The sequence below is a fragment of the Acidovorax sp. SUPP3334 genome, from assembly GCF_030159055.1.
In the GTDB taxonomy this organism is placed as follows: Bacteria; Pseudomonadota; Gammaproteobacteria; order Burkholderiales; family Burkholderiaceae_C; genus Paracidovorax.
This window is the reverse complement of sequence record NZ_BQXQ01000035.1, coordinates 1-18415: the sequence shown is the minus strand read 5'-3', so window position 1 is coordinate 18415 and position 18415 is coordinate 1. Positions and strand designations below refer to the sequence as shown.

The following is an 18415-nucleotide window of genomic DNA, read 5'->3' as shown; positions in this document are numbered from 1 at the left end:
TGGCTTGTTGGAAAAGTAATGAGAGGAACGAACCGGACTGTGGGCCCGCCCTGGCGAGAAAAGAAGATGCCTTCCCGATACCATCACTTCGGTTTTTCCGAACCATTCCATTTTCCCAACCCGCCCTCGCCATGAGCCAAAGCTTCAACTATCGCCACCTGTACTATTTCTGGGTGGTCGCCAAGGAGGGCGGCGTGGCCCGCGCGGCGGAGCGGCTGGACATGGCGGTGCAGACCATCAGCGCCCAGGTCCGCTCCCTGGAAAAAGACCTGGGCGTGACCCTGCTGCGCACCGAGGGGCGCAACCTCGTGCTCACCGACGCGGGCGTGGCGGTGCTGCACGAGGCCGACCACATCTTCGCGCTGGGCGAGCAACTGCCCCAGCGCGTGCGGGAGGCGACCAGCGGCCAGGTGGTACGGCTGAACCTGGGCATCTCCGACGGCATCGCCAAACTGGCCGTGCATCGGCTGCTGACCCCCGTGCTGGACGAACCCCATCTGCGCCTGCTGTGCCACGATGGCGAATTCCAGCCCCTGCTGGCCGAACTCGCCCTGCACAAGCTCGACGCGGTGCTGGCCGACCGCTCCGCGCCGCCCAATCCGGCCCTGCGCACCACGAGCCAGCTGCTGGGCACCAGCGCCATCGGCTGGTACGCCCCGCCGCTCTGGGCGCGCCCCGCGTCACAGAACTTTCCGCACAGCCTGGCCGTGGTTCCCGTGCTGCTGCCCACCGCGCACGCGGCGCTGCGTGCCCGCATCGACCACTGGCTGGAGCGTGAACGCATTCGCCCGCGGCTGGCCGGGGAGTTCGAGGACAGCGCCCTGCTCAGCACCTTCGCCGCCGCGGGCATGGGCGTGATGCCGGCGCCCCTGCTGCTGGGCGAGCACCTGCAGCGCACCTACGGGCTGGAACCCGTGGGCGCCACGCCGGACGTGCATGAACACTTTCACCTGATCTACAGCGCGCGCAAGGTGATCCACCCGCTCGTCACCCGGCTGGCGGAGGCGGGAGCGGCCGGCCTGCGGGGAGACACCCCGGCGGAGTGACGGCGGCGACCCGGCCAGCGGCTCGTTCATCGGGGCATGGATCTGGCGCAAAAACCCTCGTCCGCGGCTACGCGACAATCGGGGCATGAGCTTCGCACCCCTTCAGAACGACACCTTCCTGCGTGCCTGCCGGCGCCAGGCCACCGACTACACCCCCTTGTGGCTGATGCGCCAGGCCGGCCGCTACCTGCCGGAGTACAAGGCCACGCGGGCGCGGGCCGGCAGCTTCATGGGGCTGGCCACCAATGTGGATTACGCCACCGAGGTCACGCTGCAGCCTCTGGAACGGTTCCCGCTCGACGCGGCCATTCTGTTCAGCGACATCCTGACCGTGCCGGACGCCATGGGCCTGGGGCTGTCCTTCGCCGAGGGCGAAGGCCCGCGCTTCGACAAGGTGGTGCGCGACGAGGCCGCGGTGGACGCGCTCGCCGTGCCGGACATGGACAAGCTGCGCTACGTGTTCGACGCGGTGACCAGCATCCGAAAGGCGCTCAATGGCCGCGTGCCGCTCATCGGTTTTTCCGGCAGCCCCTGGACCCTGGCCTGCTACATGGTGGAGGGCAAGGGCAGCGACGACTACCGCCTGGTCAAGACGCTGATGTACAGCCGCCCCGACCTGATGCACCGCATCCTGACCATCAACGCCGATGCCGTGGCGGCCTACCTCAATGCCCAGATCGACGCCGGAGCCCAGGCGGTCATGGTGTTCGACAGCTGGGGCGGCGTGCTGGCCGATGGCGCCTTCCAGACCTTCAGCCTGGAATACACCGCACGCGTGCTGTCGCAACTCAAGCGCACCGGCGCGGACGGCACCGATGTGCCTCGCATCGTGTTCACCAAGGGCGGCGCACTCTGGCTGGACGCCATGAACCCGCTGGACTGCGAAGTGCTGGGCCTGGACTGGACGGCCAACCTGGCCCGCGCGCGCGCCCTTGTGGGCGGTGCAGTGGGCGGCCCCGGCAAGGCGCTGCAGGGCAACATCGATCCCAACGTGCTGTTCGCCCCGCCCGAACAGATCGCGGTGCAGGCCCGCGCCCTGCTCGACAGCTTCGGCGCGCCCCACACCGACCGCACCACGACCGGCCCCACGCACATCTTCAACCTGGGCCACGGCATCAGTCAGTTCACGCCACCGGAACACGTGGCGGCGCTCGTGGAAACCGTGCACTCGCATTCCCGGCGCCTGCGCCAGGCTTGACAGGGAGTGGTGCAGCGCTGGAGTTATACACACAACGCGCACCACGTTGGCGCATGGGCTGTACCACCAGAAATCTTTTCCACCTCAGATAAAAATATCAGGCATCACCCGTAAGCCGTTGATTCATAAAGACTTGCCGAATATGCCGATTTTCCGGGCAATGTAACGAACCCACGTGTGGACAAGGCTTGCGGGCCGATGAGGCGGGGATATCAACAAAGTTATCCACAGAAACTCTGAAATTCTCCAAAATCCTCGCCAAATCAAGCACTTGGAGCACCCATTGAAGAAATCGCCCCACCTTCGCGCCATCGCCTAGCACAAGAAGTGCCCTTGACAAGCGTTCGACATGCCCACTTATGCACAAGAGCCGTGATGCGGTGCAGCATGGGCGGTGGCTTGAAGGGCCAGACGGGATTTTCGAGGGGATTTTGATAGATCATTGATTCATAACGATTTTTCACTGGTCCTTGGAGCAATCACAATCTCTTGCCGGGCTGGAGCGGAAAGTACCCGAAGAGGTGCCCGCACGGGATGTCAACAAAGTTATCCACAGAAAACAGCAACGGCGCCATAAGCCCCGACGAATCAAGCACTTAGCGCGTGCATCGCCATCTCACCTGAACAAGTGTCCGTAACCCCCGCCCCCCCTGACCGCGACTCGGTGATCGTTCAGGTCGCCGTGCAGACGCCCTCCCACAGCAACGTGGGGGATCTGCTGAGCTACGCCAGCGATCGGCCGCTGGCGCCCGGCACGCTGGTGCGCGTGCCGCTGGGAACCCGCGAGGTGCTGGGGGTGGTCTGGGACGCTCCTGCCGGGGATGCCCCTCCGTTGCCGGCCGGGCTGGCCACGCGACAGGTCGCTGCCGTGCTGCAGGGCGTGGCGCCGCTGGGGGCGCCATGGCGACGGCTGGTGGCGTTCACGGCCCGTTACTACCAGCGGGGCTTGGGCGAAGTGGCGCTCGCTGCATTGCCGCCGCAACTGCGCGACCTGGGCCCCGAGCAACTGGCCCGCCGCCTGCGCCGGCCGGCCAAGGCACTGGACGGCGGCGAAGCCTTGCCCGATGTCGCCCTGAGCGCCGAGCAGGAAAGCGCCCGCGCCGCCATCGCCGCCGAAGCCGGCCCCTTCCTGCTGTACGGCAGCACGGGCAGCGGCAAGACCGAGGTGTATCTGCGGTGCGTGCAGGAGGCGCTGGAGGCCGACCCCGGCGCGCAGGCGCTGGTGATGGTGCCCGAGATCAACCTCACACCCCAGTTGGAGGAGCGCTTCACCGCCCGCTTCGCGCCCCGCTACGGCGCGGGCAGCGTGGTGTCGCTGCACAGCGGCATGACGAATCCGCAGCGGCTCAAGAGCTGGCTGGCGGCGCATGCGGGCACCGCACGCATCGTGCTGGGCACGCGCATGTCGGTGTTCGCCAGCATGCCGGGCCTGGCGCTCATCGTGGTGGATGAAGAGCACGATGCCAGCTACAAGCAACAGGAAGGTGCCCGCTACTCGGCCCGCGACCTGGCCATCTGGCGCGGACGCGACCAGGGCGCCAAGGTGGTGCTCGGCTCGGCGACGCCATCGCTCGAAAGCTGGCATGCCAGCCGCCCCGCGAACGCCGACGGTCCCGCAGGCCGCTACCGGCGGCTGCACATGCCCAGCCGCATCGGCGCGGGCGAGCTGCCCCGAGTGCGGCTGGTGGACATGGGCCAGCAGCCGCGCGGGGCCGTGTTCTCGACGCCGCTGCTGGCGGCCATCACGCAGCGCGTCGAGCGCGGCGAGCAGTGCCTGGTGCTGCTGAACCGGCGCGGGTTCGCGCCGGTGCTGCACTGCAGCGACTGCGGCTGGAAAAGCGACTGCCCGCACTGCAGCGCGCACCAGGTCTTCCACAAGATCGACCGCACCCTGCGCTGCCACCACTGCGGCCATGCGCAGCGGGTGCCGCGCGCGTGCCCGGGCTGCGGCAATCCCGACATCGCCCCCATCGGCCGAGGCACCGAGCAGCTGGAGGAGCAACTGGCCGCGCTGCTGCGCAATGTGATCACTCCCGAGCGCCGCGCGGCGCGCGTCGCCCGCATCGACGCGGACACCACCAAGGCCAAGGGTTCTCTCGAAACCCAGCTGGCCCAGGTGCATGCCGGCGAGGTCGACGTGCTGGTCGGCACGCAGATGGTGGCCAAGGGGCACGACTTTCGGCGCATCACGCTGGTGGCGGCCGTGCAGCCCGACGGCGCCCTGTTCTCCAGCGACTTCCGCGCGCCCGAACGCCTCTTCGCGCTGCTGCTGCAGGCCGCCGGGCGGGCCGGGCGCGATGCCCGGTACATCGCCGAGCAGGGCAGCCAGTGCGAAATGTGGGTACAGACCTACCACCCCGACCACGCGGTGTACGAAGCCCTGCGGCGGCACGACTACCCCGCGTTCGCCGACAGCCAGCTGGCCGAGCGCGCCGAGGCGGCCATGCCGCCGTTCGCCTACCAGGCGCTGGTGCGCGCCGATGCCCGCACGCAGGAGGTGGCCCAGGCTTTTCTGTCGGCCGCCAGCGCCGCCGCGCAGGCCCAGGCGCTGCCCGGGCTGGAGCACGTCACGCTGTTCCCGCCGGTGCCGCTGGCGATCCAGCGGGTGGCGAACGTGGAGCGCGCCCAGATGCTGCTCGAAAGCAACAGCCGCACGGCGCTGCAGCGGTTTCTGGCGGCATGGCAACCCCTGCTGCATGCCACGCGCGCAGCGCCGGAACACAAAGGGCTGATCCGGTGGCTGGTGGACGTGGACCCGCTGGCGATCTGAACCATGCGCCGCAGCCCGCCCCACACGCAATTGCTATTAAATTTATAGCGCAATGCCTAGGTGAATATTGCGGTGGCGGCCGAAAAACTCAGGAACGCCAGCGCGGTGGAAACCAGGATGATCCGCGCGATGCGCCCGTTGTGGGCGCCGAAGCGCTCGGCCAGCAGCGACACGTTGCCGGCACTGGGCAGCGCCGCCACCAGCACCAGCACCAGCACCAGCACCAGCACCAGCACCAGCACCAGCACCAGCACCAGCACCGTGTGCGCGAACGGCGTGAGCGGCACCCCCGCCGCGATCGCGCCATGCCCCGCCCCCCAGACGAGCAGCGGTTGCACGAACAGCTTGGCCAGCGCGACCGGCACGTAGTCGCGCGCGGGCACGCGGTCGTGCTGGTTCATCTGCGAGCGCGCCAGCACGGCGCCGATGGTGAACAGCGCCACCGGGGATGCCGCGCCGGCCAGCATGGCCACCGTCTGGTCGAGCGGGCCGGGCAGCCGCCACTGCAATGCCGACGCCACGGCCCCCAGCGCGATGGACCAGGGCATGGGATTGGTCGCCATGCCGCGCAAGGCCCGGCGCACGGCCACCGCCACACCGTGCGTGCCCACGCCGTCCAGCCGGGACAGCGCGATGCACAGCGAGGCGGTGAGCCGCTGGTGGGGGGCGCAGAAATCGATCCGCGCGGTGATGGCCACAGCCTCGGCCGCAGCGCCGCTCATCTTCTGGCGGGCACGCCAGTCCACGAGGAAGACGGCCGCCCGGTCGAGCACGTCGATCAGGTCCGCCACGGTATGGCCGGACTGCAGGCGGGCCATCCATTGCGCCTGGGGCGCTTTTTCAGGAAAGGAGCCGCCGACGCAGACCAGGCAAGGGGCCTGGCAGCCGGGCTGGACCTTGCTGGCGTCGTCCACCAGCAGCGCCTGGGCATCGGCAGTGGCGACTTCGCGCCATTCGAGCAGCGATTTGCGGGCCACCACGCTGAACAGCTTGCTGAACCGTTCATAGAAAAGAGGGATGAGCATCTCTGCAGCCACACCCGCTGACGCATCGCGCATGGCGGTGGTCCCAATCAAATCAAACAGATGGGGCAGTATGGGGATGCATCTTGATACATCAATCAGAAATTTGCTAAAAATGTGAAAAATGTTTTTTGTGTTGGCGAATTCCAAAATTCGGCACCCAAAGACCAAAAAACCACGTCGAAAAACGGCCTGCCTGCCTGCAGCCGCTGCCAGTATCATTGCGCGCTCCAGTGCCGTTTCCTCCTGCGAAGCGGTGCATTTTCGTGCCTCGCCGGCGCCTGCCCACGCCCCCCTTTTTCCTTTCCGCATGTCCGCCGGTCTCAATCTCGCCCAGCTCCAGGCTGTCCACTACACCGAGGGGCCATGCCTCGTGCTGGCGGGTGCGGGTTCGGGCAAGACGCGGGTGATCACCCACAAGATCGGGCGGCTGATCGAAATGGGGCTGGAGCCGCGCCGCATCGCCGCCATCACCTTCACCAACAAGGCCGCCGCCGAAATGCGCGAGCGGGCCCAGGGCTTGATCGGCCGTGCCGCCAAGGACGTGCTGGTGTGCACCTTCCACGCGCTGGGCGTGCGCATGGTGCGAGAAGACGGCAAGGTGCTGGGGCTCAAACCCCAGTTCAGCATCCTCGATGCGGACGACGTGACCGGCATCCTCAAGGACGCGGCCGGCGGCACGACCGACATGGCCACCGCGCGCCAGTGGCAGTGGACCATCAGCAAGTGGAAGAACATGGGGCTCAACGCCCAGGAATCGCTGGCGCAGGCCGCCGATGACAACGAGCGCAGCATCGCCGTGCTGATGGCACGCTACGAAGAGCGCCTCACTGCCTACCAGAGCGTCGATTTCGACGACCTGATCGGCATGCCGCTGCGCCTGCTGCGCGACCACCCCGAAGTGCGCAGCAAATGGCAGAAAGTGCTGGGCCACGTGCTGGTGGACGAATACCAGGACACCAACGCCACGCAGTACGAATTGCTGAAACTGCTGGTGGGCAAGCGCGCGCGCTTCACCGCCGTGGGCGACGACGACCAGTCCATCTACGGCTGGCGCGGCGCCACGCTGGACAACCTCAAGAAGCTGCCGGTGGACTTTCCGCAGCTCAAGGTGATCAAGCTGGAGCAGAACTACCGCTCCACCAGCGCCATCCTCCGGGCGGCCAACAACGTGATCCAGCCCAACCCCAAGCTGTTTCCCAAGACCCTGTTCTCGGAACTGGGCGAAGGCGAGCCGGTGCGGGTGGTGGATGCCGACAGCGAAGAGCACGAAGCCGAGCGCGCCGTGGCCCGCATCCAGAGCCTGCGCGCCGCGGCCAACCCGCCGCCGGCGTGGAAGAGCTTCGCCATCCTCTACCGCGCCAACCACCAGGCGAAGCCTTTCGAGAAGGCCCTGCGCAAGGCCAATATTCCGTACAAGGTGTCGGGGGGCACGAGCTTTTTCGACCGCGCGGAAATCAAGGACCTGTGCGCCTGGTTCCGCCTGTGGATCAACAACAACGACGATCCGGCGTTCCTGCGCTCCATCACCAGCCCCAAGCGGGGCATCGGCCACACCACGCTGGGCACGCTGGGCGAATTCGCCAACAAGCACAAGCTGAGCATGTTCGGCGCGCTGTTCAACGGCATGCTGCCTGCGGCCGTTCCCAAGCGCGCGCTGGACGGGCTGATGGAATTCGGCCGCTACATCAACGATCTCGAATACCGCGCCCGCCACACGCACGGCGCCGAGGCTTCACGCGCCTTCCTGGCCGACTGGCTCAAGGAAATCGACTACGAAAAGCACCTGTACGACGGCGAAGACAGCGAGAAGGTCGCCGCGGCGCGCTGGAGCAACGTGCTGGAGTTCTGCGACTGGATGGCGCAGCGCGCTGGCGGCCAGATCGACGACACCTCGGGCAGCGTCGTCGTGAAGGAAACCAAGAGCCTGCTGGAGGTCTCGCAGACCATTGCGCTGCTGTCCACCATCGGCGAGCGCGAGAAAGACCAGGACATGGTCACGCTGTCCACGCTGCACGCCTCCAAGGGCCTGGAATGGCCGCATGTGGTGCTGGTCGGCGTGACCGAAGGCATGCTCCCTTTCAAGCTCGACGATGACGAGGGCCGGCAGCTCAAGGTGAGCGACGACACGCTGCAGCGCCTGCAGGAAGAGCGGCGCCTGATGTACGTGGGCATCACCCGTGCCCAGCGCACCCTGGCGGTGAGCTGGACGAAAAAGCGCAAGAAGGGCCGCGAGATGGTCAACGCGCAACCCAGCCGCTTCATCGCCGAAATGGCGCTGGACAAGAACACCGCCCGCGAGGACCCGCGCGAAAAACTCAAGGCGCTTCGCGCCGAGTTCGCGGCCCGCAAGGCGCAGAACACCGCGGCAGGCGCCGCCACGCCATGACCCGCCGGCCCCGTGCCCACGCCGCAGTCTGGCCGGCGATCGCCAAAGCGGATGGCGCCACGGCGGCGATGACCGCGTTGCGCCAGCACCCCGGGCTGGCACAGAGCGTGCGTGGCACCGTGCAGCAGCAGGGCGCCCCATTCAGCCCCGCACCGGACGACGGCAAAAACATCAACGCCCCCTGGATCGGCCAGCGGGCACAAGGCAGTTGCGGCAAGGAGATACGAGGAACATGGAACAACGTACAACACCACACCACCGTCCCGTTCGGGCTGCGCAAGCAGTCCGGATGGCAATGATGCCGCGGCATCTGGGCACGCTGGCGCTTGCGCTGTGCGCACCGGCAGGTGCCGCACTGGCGCAGACGCCTCCTGCGGCCTCCGCCGAGGCCGCGGGCGAAGCCTGGCGCCGCTGCACGGCCATCGCGGGCGACAGCACCGCGCGCCTGGCCTGCTTCGACCAGTGGGCGGGCCAGCAGGCCTGGAAAGCCCCGGCAGCGTCGGCCAGCGCGCAAGGCGGCAACACCACGGCCAGCTCCGCACCGCCCACCCCCGTGGACACGACGCTGCCAGCCACCCGCCTCATCGACGTCGCCCAGGTGGAAGGCTGCCGCGACGAGCAGTACAGCACGCTGTCGCGCTTCTGGGAGCTGGAGTCGGGCAGCGATTGCGGCACGTTCCGCTTCCGCGGCTACCGGCCCATCAGCGTCTCGGTGGTCAAGGGCAGCAACGTGAACCGCCAGCCCACCTCGCCCGTCGCGGATCACAACGCCACATCGGCGGTGGACTACCGGACCACCGAAAACCGCATTCAGCTGTCGGTGCGCACGAAGGTCGCGCAGGGGCTGCTGACGCAGGGCCACCCCACGCTCAAGGACTCGGTGTGGGTGGGCTACACACAGCAGTCGTACTGGCAGCTGTTCAGCCCCGACATTTCGCGCCCCTTCCGCGCCACCGACCACGAGCCGGAAGTGATGTACGTGTACCCCACCGACGCCAAGCTGCCCTTCGGCTGGCGCTGGCGCTACAGCGGCATCGGGCTGGTGCACCAGTCCAACGGCCAGAGCCTGCCCCTTTCGCGCAGCTGGAACCGCGTGTACCTGATGACCGGCATGGAACTGGACAACCGCTGGAGCGTGAATGCACGCCTTTGGAAGCGCCTGAGCGAAGGCGCCGACAGCGACGACAACCCGGGCATCAGCGACTACATCGGCCGGGGCGAGCTGCAGGTGAACTGGAACTACGACCGCGACAACACCGTGGGCGTGACCGTTCGCCATTCGCTGGCCTCCACGCCGCGCGGCTCGGCACGCATCGAATGGCTGCAGAACCTGGGCAAGGGCCTGGGCGGCAGCAAGAGCAACCTGCGCCTGCACACCGCCCTGTTCAGCGGCTACGGCGACAGCATGATCGACTACAACCGCAAGCGCACGGTGTTCAGCGTCGGCCTGAGCCTGGTCGATTTCTGACGCAGCGCCCCTGCAGCCGGGACTTGCACAAGCGCAGTGGGGCCCGGTGCATCACATCCCGTTACCGTTTGCTCCGGCGATTGCCTTGAATCGGCGCACCCGCGCCGACACAATGCACGCACATCGCAGTCCGCGAGGCCCCGCGCACCCACTCTGGAATAAGAGGCGTTTTCACGCCGCTTTCTCCACCATTGCCGGTCCAAGCCCCCAGGACAATGCCCCTCGGAGGACGAAACATGGACATGCAATATCAGCTCAAGGCTGGAAGTTACTACCTGTACGACATGCGCGAGGCACCGAGTGCCGTCACGGGCGAGCGTCGCTTCAAGCTGAAGACGGACACCGTGGCCATCGCATTCGACGCCCATACCGGCGAAGTGCATCAGCACGGGACGCCGTCCCGCATCCAGTCCTGGGCCAGCAACACGCGCCGGCGCCTTCGCGCGGCGGGGGCGGTCGATGTGGCCAACGACATCGTCGTCGTCTCCGGCCCGCTGCCGGTGGACGAACTCAACAAATGCCTGTGGATCAACGGCTACTGCCGGCGCATGTTCAAGCGCCTGGCCAGCCTGCCACACGGCAAGCTGCAGCGCTCCAGCGAGCCCTTTCGCAAAGCCGCCTGACGCACAGGGCGCTGCCGCTGCATCGGCCAGCGGCCGCCGCGCTTCGCGCCCGCCCGGCCCTTGCTGGCGGGCTTGCAAGCCTTTCAGCCCAGGGCTTCCTCGCCGCCCTCTGCATTCATATCCACCGCTTCCAGAACCTCCGCGTGCTTGACGATGGTCACCGGCACCTGGCTGGCATGCACAAGCGCCTGCGACACCGACCCCAGCAATGCGCTGCTGATGGCGCCATGGCCGCGCGCGCCGATGACCAGCATGCCGCAGCCATGGCGCTCGGCGATCTCCACCAGCGTGTTGGCCACGTCACCCACACCCACTTCGGTTTCATGGGGCACGCCAGCGGCTTCGAAAAGCGCACGGGCAGACGCCATCAGGTGCAGGCCGGCTTCCAGGCTGGCGGCGGCGATGAGGTCCGGGTCGCGCGACACCACCATTTCATAAAGCGTGGCGGGTTCTTGCACGTGTGCCAGCACGACGCTGGCGCGCAGGCCCTGCCGCAGCAGCGCCAGGGTGTGATGCACCGCATCCAGCGAGAGGTCCGATCCATCGACGGCGATGAGGATCTTGAGCATGTCCGTGTCCTTTCCTGAGGTCTGAGAGGTCCGCCCGCAAGGCACCCGGCTCGCGGGCGGACAGTGCGGTCCAGTGTAGCGGCGCCCCGCAGCGGGACGGCCCGGTGTGCGTCTGGGACAATGCGCGCCATGCTGCAGTTCGACCTTCTGACCACCGACCCCACGAGCCACGCGCGCCGAGGCACCCTCACCCTGAACCACGGCGTGGTGCAGACCCCCATCTTCATGCCCGTGGGCACCTACGGCACCGTCAAGGGCGTGATGCCGCAGAGCCTGCACGACATGGGCGCGCAGATCATCCTGGGCAACACCTTTCACCTGTGGATGCGCCCCGGCCTGGACGTGATGCAGAGCTTCGGTGGCCTGCACAAGTTCGAGCAGTGGAACAAGCCCATCCTGACCGATTCCGGCGGCTTTCAGGTGTGGAGCCTGGGCGCCATGCGCAAGATCACCGAAGAGGGCGTGCATTTCGCCTCGCCCGTGAACGGCGACAAGCTTTTCATGTCGCCCGAAGTGAGCATGCAGATCCAGACCACGCTCAACAGCGACATCGTGATGCAGCTGGACGAGTGCACCCCCTATGAAACCAAGGGGCACCTCACCACCGAACGCGAGGCGCGCACCTCGATGGAGATGAGCCTGCGCTGGGCCCAGCGCAGCAAAGACGAGTTCCATCGCCTGAACAACCCGAACGCACTGTTCGGCATCGTGCAGGGCGGCATGTACGAGAACCTGCGTGCGGAATCGCTGGAGCGGCTCGTGGCCATGGATTTCCCGGGCTATGCCGTGGGCGGCGTCTCGGTGGGCGAACCCAAGGACGAGATGCTGCGCATCATGGCGCACACCCCGCACCGCCTTCCGGCCCACAAGCCGCGCTACCTGATGGGCGTGGGCACGCCGGAGGACCTGGTGGAGGGCGTCGCGCAGGGCGTGGACATGTTCGACTGCGTCATGCCCACGCGCAACGCGCGCAACGGCACCATCTTCACCCGCTACGGCGACTTGAAGCTGCGCAACGCGCGCCACAAGGCCGACCACCAGCCGCTGGACACCACCTGCACCTGCCATGCCTGCGCGGGCACCGGGGGCGTGGCATGGGACCAGGGTGGCCGCGGCGGCTTCAGCCGCGCATACCTGCACCACCTGGACCGCTGCGGCGAAATGCTGGGCCCGATGCTCACCACCGTCCACAACCTGCACTACTACCTGAACCTGATGCGCGAGGTGCGCGAGTCGCTCGATGCGGGCCGGTTCGGCGAATTCCGCCAGCAGTTCGCTGCCGATCGCGCCCGCGGGGTTTGACTCCGTCGTCCCTGGCGGCGCGCTGCCAGCGCTGCCTCGCAAGGGCCGGCGCCATGTCCGCTGCGGGACGCTGCCGATGCCGCACCACGCAGCGTCCCGCTACGATGGCGCCATGCTGACCGTCCACCACCTCGAAACCTCGCGCTCGCAGCGCATCCTCTGGCTGCTCGAAGAACTGGGCGTGCCTTATGAACTCAAGCGCTACCAGCGCGATCCGCGCACGCGGCTCGCGCCCGAGGCGCTTCGCAAGGTGCATCCGCTCGGCAAGTCGCCGGTCGTCACCGAAGGGGATGCGGTCATCGCCGAATCGGGCGCGATCATCGAATACCTGGTGGAGACCTACGGAGGGCAGGCGTCTGGCGACCCGGCGCAACTGGAGCCCGCCCGCAGAACGCCCGAACACCGCCAGTGCCGCTTCTGGATGCACTACGCCGAAGGCTCGCTGATGAACTGGCTGCTGATGAAGCTGGTCTTTCAAACGCTGCCCAAGCAGCCCATGCCGTTCTTCGTGCGGCCCATCGCACGGGCCGTGTGCGGCAAGGCGGAACAAAAGCTCGTGGACCCGAACCTGGCGACGGCCCTGGCCTTCATCGAAGACCATCTGTCTAAAAACCGCTGGTTTTCGGGGCCCGACCTCACCATGGCCGATTTCCAGATGAGCTTCGCCGTGGAAGCCGCCCTGAGCCGCGCCGTCGATGCCAACCGCTACACGCACCTGCAGGCCTACCAGGCCCGCATGCGCGAGCGCCCGGCCTACCAGCGCGCCCTGGCGAAAGGCGGTCCCGTCGTGATGGGAAGCTGACGCCCTCATTCGACCGCCAGGCCGCGTTGGCGGCCATGGCAACCACGGGTCTGTAAAAGGGATGCGGGCGTAGCCCCGTTCCGTCAACCGGCCGGCGCCACGCCACCCTCCGAAGGCCGTGCCGCAATCGGTGGGGCCGCACTGGCGGGGGCCGGTTCGCCCTGCAGGCCCGCTCGGCTGGCCCCCGCACCGCAAGCGTGGCAGAACCGGGCAAAGGCGCTCTTGCGGGTATTGCACGTGCCGCAGTGGTCGAACAGCCCGATGCCGCAGTGCGGGCAGAAGTCGATGGTGGGGTCTTTCAGATCCACCGGCCGCTCGCAGCCGGGGCATACGCTCTTGGCCAGCCGTGCCAGCGCCACGTCGTAGCTCAACTCCTTGCGGCGCTCCTGGTCGGGCAGGGCTTCGGCGCGCTTTTGGCGCTCCAGGTACCGGTTGAGCGCCACGATGGCGTAGCGCCCCACCAGACCCGTGACGACGATGCCCACCACGTAACGGACGTAGCCGCCGTAGCTGGGCAGGTACGGCACCAGTTCGACGAAGAACGCGAACAGCGCAAAGAAGATGAAGCCCCAGACGAAAGGCCAATAGGTGCTCTTGCGCTTCTTGACGAAAAGCCAGCCGGCCACCGCCAACAACGGCAGGGTCAGCGCCAGCCGGTACAGGAACACGCGCAGCTGCACGTTGCGCTGCTGCACGGCCATGCGCTCGTAGCCACCCTGCTCCAGCGCGGACAGTCGCTGCTGCGCGGCCTCGGCCGCCTGGCGCGCATCGAGCGCGGCCTGCTCCTGGGCCTCCACCGCCTGCTGGGTCTGGCGCTCGCGCAGCTTGAGCGCGTCCAGCGCTTTCGTGCGCTGCACCACCTCGGGGTTGTGCTCGGACTGCTGGGTGGCGCTGCGCGTGGCCAGCCAGTTGTTGAAGGTCTCGCGCTCGGCGGCGGTTTCGCTGCGCGATTTGGCGCGCTGCAGGCGGGCCTGGTCGAGCGCCGTCTGGGCGCTCTCCTCGGCCTGCTGCGCGTTGCGCACCTCGGTGCGCAACGCATGCGCGGCAGGGCGGTCCAGGAAATCGTCGAGCTGCAGCGTGGCTTCGACCTTGGGCAGGTCGTCCACGACCGTGCCGCCCAGCCCGATCAGAAAACTGGCGAACACCAGCGACACCACCCACAGGCCGCGTCGAAACCATTTTTCCGACAGGCGAAGGGATTTGCTCATGGTCGACTCCTCAACATTGAATTACTATGAATTTAATAGCAACCACCGCAATGGATACGGCGGTATCGGCTGTTTTGACTATAAACCCAAGGCACCTGCGCCAGCGCCAGGGGGAAGCGCATTCAAGGCGGCGGCAGTACCACGGGTGGCGAAGCCAGCTGCGCGCGCTGCAGCCAGGCCAGGGTGGAGTCCACCGTCACCGTGGCGATGCGGTTGGCGAAGCGCTCGCTGTCCGGATGGTCGTCGAACGCCACGTTCGCAGCCGTGACCCGTCCGCCCAGCCGCGTGAGCGCGCCGATCTTGAGCACCGTGGGCTCGTACCCCTTCCAGCGCAGCCACGCCTGCGCCTGATCGCGCGTGCGCACCGTGGCGGGCTCCATGGCCGCTGCCAGCGTCTCGATGGCCCATTGGTTCGACTGCTGGTACTTCGTGCTCCAGGGGTAGCTCACCATGCCCAGTCCCTGGCGGTACACCGCCCCGACGGCGGTGCCGCACTCGTTCAGCTTGTGCACCACGCGCCAGGGCCCCTGCGGCGTGCGATACGCCCAGCCCAGGTGGGAGTAGCGCAGCCCATGGCGCGAAAGGTCTTGCCCCGCCCGGGCCAGCACGACCACCTGGGTGCCGTGGCGGGCGTGCTCGGCATCCAGCGCGGCGGCCGTGCGCTCGGCCAGTTGCAGGCCGCGTTCGATGAGTTGCGGGGTCGGCTTGCGCGGCTCGCACGACCGGCCGGCCTGCGCTGCACCCGAGCCCGCCAGGGCCAGGACGACCAGCGCAGCCAAGGCCTGTCCGCGCCAGCCGGCGCCCTCTGGCGCGGCGGTGGGAATGACAGGCATGGCGGGCCCTTTCACAGCCGTTCGTTGTGCAGCAACGCGCGGCCCAGCGCATTGGGAACGAAAGCCGCCACCTCTGCGGCCACCGACAGCACGACCCCGGCGCCGATCACGCTGCAGGCCACCGATGCCCCCACGGCGTGGACCGTTCCCGACGCGGCACGGCCGGCCACCTCGACGCTCACCTGCGCGCCATCGGAGACCCGCTCCAGCAGGTACACCGTGCCGTTGGCGGACGCCTGTACCGCTTTCACCGTCAGGACAGCGCCCCCGACCGAGAGCGCAGCAGGCACCGCCACCACGGCGCCGACAGCGGTGGACGCCACCGAGGCGGTGCCCACGACCGATGCCACGGGCAGCAGCGACAGGCCGGCGGACACCTCGCTTTGCGCGCGCGCCGGGGCTGCCGCGAAGACCAAGGCAAGGCCGACGCTGGCGACCAGGGAGTGCCAGCCACGGCACGGATTCATCAACAGGGAATGACGCATGGGTTTTCTCCAAGAAAGGCGCGCCGGCCGATCGGCCCCGGAGAGCGCCACGGATCACGAAAGACGCTGAGCAGGAAAGGCCCAGGCCGGGAGGCCGGTGTTACACCCAACAGGGCGCCGCTTACTCAGCAACAGGCTTGGCAGCCTTGTCCGACGCCGCAGCGGCAGAGGACACGGAAGGCGCGCTGCCCATGGCTGCCGTGGCTTCGCGGCGGCCCTGCCAGCGGGCTTCGGCCAGGTCGGCTTCGTGGCGGTCGCGCAGCATCTTGGCCAACGTGAATGCCGTGGTGATCAGATACAGCCAGCTCACGCCCAGAAACGCCTGATAGGTCGGGTTGATCTCCATGCTCCACAGCCCCCAGCCCGTGAGGCCCACCGCCACTGCGAATCCGCCCCAGACCACCAGCTTGAACATCGGTGTGTCGGCCCCGCGGCGCGCATCGTTGTCGCGCACGAACTTCGCGAGCATGAACACCGCCGAAAGGCAGAAGACATAGCCCATCACCATGAAGGCCTGCTCCATGCGCTCCCCTGGCAGCCAGGCCAATCCCACCGTGCAGCAGCACACGGCAATGCCGAACGAGACCCAGACCTGAAGCCGCCAGGCGGGCGTATCGCGCTGAATCAACGGCGAAGGAGCGCAGGGGTGTGGCATGGGAAGAAAGGGCATGGGCCCGTGGTTGAACATGGGGCGGATCATGCGCAGGCGGCCAGGCATATCACGCCACCGGATGCGCTGGTGCCCGGTCTTCGGCGGCCCGGTATCGAATGGCGATACTTATCCGGGGGTTTCCCGCCATCGGCGGTGTCCAGAGCCCCGGGGATTGCGGTAACCTGCGGCCATCATTGGCTCTTTCCCCGGAGGACTCCGCATGCCTATCCAGCAAATCGCGGCCGCGTGCGGCTTGTTGTGTCTCGGCCTGGCCACCAGCGCCACGGCCAGCGTCATTCCTGGCACGGGGGCCGGCCCTTCGAGCAGCGTCATGGGAGCCACCGACGCCACGACCTACGCCATCGCCGAAAGCGGCCCGGGGCACAGCCTCGTAGTGCCTTACTTCACCGCGCAGAACGGACAGATGACGGTGCTGCATCTGGTCAATACCGACATCAACAACGGCAAAGCCGTGAAGCTGCGCTTTCGCGGTGCCAACAATGGCGACGGCCTGTTGCACATGACCGTGCTGCTGGCTCCCGGCGATGTCTGGACCGGCGCGGTGACGGCGGGCGCCAACGGCATCGCGCAACTGTCCACGGCCGACGCGACTTGCACCTCCCCGCGGCTCACGCCCGGCGTGGCGCAGACTTTCGTGACCGATCGGCTCAATCCCCTTTGGACCGCCGACGTGACGGCCAACCACACCCGCGAAGGCGCCATCGAGGCCATCGTGGCGGCCGATATCCCAGGCACCGCCGTATATGGAACGGGCCAGCAGGAGCGCTCCGCCCTCTTCACGGCCATCCGCCCCGTGAACGGCTCGGCTCCGTGCACGGACGCCGCGCTGAATGCGGCACTCCTCGAAGACGCCGGTACCGAGGCCGAGGCCGCCAGCCGCGGCCTGGCAACCCCCACGGGCGGTGTGGCAGGCACCTGGTACATCATCGACGTGCCGAATTCCACCACGTTCTCCGGCGCCGCCACGGCCATTCGCGCCGTCAACAACGCAGGCCGCAGCGCACGAGGCAACTATGTGCTGTTTCCGCCGACAGGGCAGACCGTCTCCTCCCCTGAGCGCTATACCGCCGACCCGCTGCTGGTTTCGGCCGGCTTCGCCACCCGCGTGAAGAATATCGACGGCGAGACCAGCGAGCCCACCAATGCGGCCGTCATCCAGGCGCGCTATTACGACCTGCCCGACTTGTCCACGCCCTACTACCTGCCGGCCGGCGAGCGCAACGCGCGCAGAACGGCCGGGGACCTGTCGGCGCAATTGGCCGCGACCGAAGTGATGAACCAGTACGCCACCGATCCCTCCATTTCCGCAAGGACGGACTGGGTGCTGTCCATGCCCACGAAACGCTACAGCGTGGCTTACGACTACAGCCAGCCGCCCGCAGTGGCGAGGGTCTATTCGGTGGTTCCGCCTTCGGACCTCGGCAGCCAGTATTTCTCGACCGATGACACCCAGGTCAAGACCGCTCCTGAGAGCGTCTGCAACCAGTGGAACCTGACTTACTTCGACCGCCAGACCCTCACGAAGCTCGCATTGAGCCCTGTCGTGGCTTGCGGCACGACAGCTACCGTGGGCTTCCAGGAATCGAGCCGTTCCGGCGTCTCGGCATCGATCACTGCACAGCCCCGTTCGGACGCTTTCATGTCCGGCTGGGCCAGCATCGCCACCAATGCAGCGGATGGCCGGCCTGTCATCGGCGCGGCATTGCTCAAGCTCACCAACCCCAATGCCACACCTGGTGTCGCGGGCAATTACGGCTTGACCATGCCGCACATGTATAAGGCGCCCTGAGCGCATGCAACGGTGGCGCCCCGGGTCGCCGCAAAGATCCGTGTGCTCATGACGGGTTCACGATCCAGCAGGAGCCGCCGGGCCATTCGTTTCCCGGCGTTGCTTTCCCTCTAAGAACGTGTTCACGATCTCCTGAGCAGCAGAGCGAGGAAAGCCAGATGTACGAACTGCAGGCTGGTATTGAGCAGCCGCTCGCAGTTCTTCCACAGCCGCCTGTTCTTCTCCAGCCAGGCAAAGC

General features: G+C 67.4%; 16 protein-coding genes and 1 pseudogene. 10 read left to right on the top strand and 7 right to left on the bottom strand.

Annotated features, from left to right (window positions below; genetic code table 11):
* Positions 1-131 precede the first annotated feature (131 nt).
* The 3 genes from AVHM3334_RS18200 (at position 132) to priA (ending at position 5014) form a co-directional block, all read left to right on the top strand.
* The gene (locus AVHM3334_RS18200) at positions 132-1046 is read left to right on the top strand and encodes a LysR family transcriptional regulator (RefSeq protein ID WP_284414649.1); all 915 of its coding nucleotides are present in this window, start codon (positions 132-134) and stop codon (positions 1044-1046) included.
* Positions 1047-1131: 85 nt separating this feature from the next.
* On the top strand, positions 1132-2244 hold the full coding sequence (gene hemE, locus AVHM3334_RS18195) for a uroporphyrinogen decarboxylase (protein ID WP_284414647.1): 1113 nt from the start codon (positions 1132-1134) through the stop codon (positions 2242-2244).
* 664 nt (positions 2245-2908) lie between these two features.
* The gene (priA, locus tag AVHM3334_RS18190) at positions 2909-5014 is read left to right on the top strand and encodes a replication restart helicase PriA (RefSeq protein WP_284414696.1); all 2106 of its coding nucleotides are present in this window, start codon (positions 2909-2911) and stop codon (positions 5012-5014) included.
* 56 nt (positions 5015-5070) lie between these two features.
* Here the strand turns inward: priA and AVHM3334_RS18185 are convergent, their stop codons facing one another.
* Positions 5071-6072 (bottom strand): AEC family transporter, encoded by a 1002-nt coding sequence (locus tag AVHM3334_RS18185; protein ID WP_284414645.1) that lies wholly within the window; start codon positions 6070-6072, stop codon positions 5071-5073.
* Positions 6073-6346: 274 nt separating this feature from the next.
* Here AVHM3334_RS18185 and AVHM3334_RS18180 point away from each other — a divergent pair, with 274 nt between their 5' ends.
* From AVHM3334_RS18180 to AVHM3334_RS18165, 4 genes are all read left to right on the top strand, one after another.
* Positions 6347-8425 carry an ATP-dependent helicase gene (locus AVHM3334_RS18180; protein WP_284414643.1) on the top strand — a complete coding sequence of 693 codons (2079 nt, stop codon included), beginning with the start codon at positions 6347-6349 and terminating at the stop codon, positions 8423-8425.
* Positions 8422-8724: a hypothetical protein gene (locus AVHM3334_RS18175; protein WP_284414641.1), complete on the top strand. Its 303-nt coding sequence runs from the start codon at positions 8422-8424 to the stop codon at positions 8722-8724. Before AVHM3334_RS18180 ends, AVHM3334_RS18175 begins: the two co-directional genes overlap by 4 nt.
* Positions 8715-9893 (top strand): phospholipase A, encoded by a 1179-nt coding sequence (locus tag AVHM3334_RS18170; RefSeq protein WP_284414640.1) that lies wholly within the window; start codon positions 8715-8717, stop codon positions 9891-9893. The genes AVHM3334_RS18175 and AVHM3334_RS18170 overlap by 10 nt, the downstream gene beginning before the upstream one ends.
* A gap of 236 nt (positions 9894-10129) precedes the next feature.
* Positions 10130-10516 carry a hypothetical protein gene (locus tag AVHM3334_RS18165; protein ID WP_284414638.1) on the top strand — a complete coding sequence of 129 codons (387 nt, stop codon included), beginning with the start codon at positions 10130-10132 and terminating at the stop codon, positions 10514-10516.
* An 83-nt stretch (positions 10517-10599) separates the two neighbouring features.
* Here AVHM3334_RS18165 and AVHM3334_RS18160 read toward each other — a convergent pair whose 3' ends face one another.
* The gene (locus AVHM3334_RS18160) at positions 10600-11085 is read right to left on the bottom strand and encodes a universal stress protein (protein WP_284414636.1); all 486 of its coding nucleotides are present in this window, start codon (positions 11083-11085) and stop codon (positions 10600-10602) included.
* Positions 11086-11214: 129 nt separating this feature from the next.
* Here AVHM3334_RS18160 and tgt point away from each other — a divergent pair, with 129 nt between their 5' ends.
* Complete coding sequence (gene tgt / locus AVHM3334_RS18155) at positions 11215-12387, top strand: tRNA guanosine(34) transglycosylase Tgt (protein ID WP_284414634.1); 1173 nt, start codon at positions 11215-11217, stop codon at positions 12385-12387.
* A 112-nt stretch (positions 12388-12499) separates the two neighbouring features.
* On the top strand, positions 12500-13189 hold the full coding sequence (locus AVHM3334_RS18150; RefSeq protein ID WP_284414632.1) for a glutathione S-transferase family protein: 690 nt from the start codon (positions 12500-12502) through the stop codon (positions 13187-13189).
* A gap of 83 nt (positions 13190-13272) precedes the next feature.
* On the opposite strand, the gene AVHM3334_RS18145 is transcribed toward AVHM3334_RS18150, so the two are convergent.
* From AVHM3334_RS18145 to AVHM3334_RS18130, 4 genes are all read right to left on the bottom strand, one after another.
* Positions 13273-14397, bottom strand: a complete 1125-nt coding sequence (locus AVHM3334_RS18145; RefSeq protein ID WP_284414630.1) for a zinc ribbon domain-containing protein — start codon at positions 14395-14397, stop codon at positions 13273-13275.
* A gap of 122 nt (positions 14398-14519) precedes the next feature.
* Entirely contained in the window at positions 14520-15230 is a 711-nt protein-coding gene (locus tag AVHM3334_RS18140) for a DUF2145 domain-containing protein (protein ID WP_284414628.1), read from the bottom strand.
* Positions 15231-15241: 11 nt separating this feature from the next.
* Positions 15242-15697 carry a hypothetical protein gene (locus AVHM3334_RS18135; protein ID WP_502869937.1) on the bottom strand — a complete coding sequence of 152 codons (456 nt, stop codon included), beginning with the start codon at positions 15695-15697 and terminating at the stop codon, positions 15242-15244.
* A gap of 139 nt (positions 15698-15836) precedes the next feature.
* Complete coding sequence (locus AVHM3334_RS18130; protein WP_284414625.1) at positions 15837-16385, bottom strand: YiaA/YiaB family inner membrane protein; 549 nt, start codon at positions 16383-16385, stop codon at positions 15837-15839.
* A 202-nt stretch (positions 16386-16587) separates the two neighbouring features.
* On the opposite strand from AVHM3334_RS18130, the gene AVHM3334_RS18125 reads away from it, so the two are divergent.
* Positions 16588-18177, top strand: a complete 1590-nt coding sequence (locus AVHM3334_RS18125; protein ID WP_284414623.1) for a surface layer protein NpdA — start codon at positions 16588-16590, stop codon at positions 18175-18177.
* 122 nt (positions 18178-18299) lie between these two features.
* Here AVHM3334_RS18125 and AVHM3334_RS18120 read toward each other — a convergent pair.
* Positions 18300-18415: pseudogene (locus tag AVHM3334_RS18120) on the bottom strand (IS5/IS1182 family transposase); the annotation flags it as partial.